1 protein-coding gene is annotated in these 707 nt (G+C 27.0%); it reads left to right on the forward strand.

Translation table 11 applies throughout. The annotated features are described in order from the left end of the window. The first annotated feature begins 93 nt into the window (after positions 1–93). The gene (locus AZI32_RS17245) at positions 94–621 is read left to right on the forward strand and encodes an NYN domain-containing protein (protein ID WP_061997168.1); all 528 of its coding nucleotides are present in this window, start codon (positions 94–96) and stop codon (positions 619–621) included. Positions 622–707: the final 86 nt, after the last annotated feature.

A 707-nucleotide genomic window follows, 5' to 3' on the forward strand; every position in this document is an offset into this window, starting at 1 on the left:
TGGTAGGAAATGTTACTTCACTAAATGCATCAGTTGCAGGAAGTATACTTTTATATGAAATATTCAAACAAAGAATAGGCTCTAAATAAGGTAATGAAAAGAAAGTTTAATCATTATCTAATAATTGATGGATATAATATTATAAATGCATGGGAAGAACTTAGACGTATTTCAGTAGAAGATTTAGATGCATCTAGGGAAAAATTAATTGATATAATCATTGAATATGCAGAATTTTCAGGCCAAAAAGCCATTGTTGTTTTTGATGCATATAATGTTAAAAGTTCTATTGAAAAAATAGAAAATAGAAAATATATAACAGTAGTTTATACAAAAGAACATCAAACAGCAGATAGTTATATTGAAAAATATATAACATCTTTATCTAAGTATGATGTTGTTAAAGTAGCTACAAATGATTATGCTGAACAGCAAATAGTATTAGGTAAAGGAGCATCTAAAATATCAGCTAGAGAGCTTAAATTAGACATAGAAGACGCTAAAAACAAGATAAGAAGTAAACAAATAGGGTCAGAGCGCAAAATTCAAAGAAATTGGTTAGAAGATAGATTAGATAAAGAAACTTTGTCGAAACTTGAGAACATTCGTAGAAACCGTTGAAATTACTAAGTTTAATAAACTATAATATACCTATGAAATTAAGTAATGGGGGATAGTAAAATGTTAGTAGCTAAAGAAAATAATTT

Source organism: Clostridium sp. ATCC 25772 (assembly GCF_001573875.1).
GTDB classification, from domain to species: Bacteria; Bacillota; Clostridia; order Clostridiales; family Clostridiaceae; genus Clostridium_J; species Clostridium_J senegalense.

What these genes read in the sequence shown, in the direction of transcription:
- AZI32_RS17245 (WP_061997168.1), top strand. Translation starts at nt 94, where the DNA reads ATGAAAAGAAAGTTTAATCATTATCTAATAATTGATGGATATAATATT.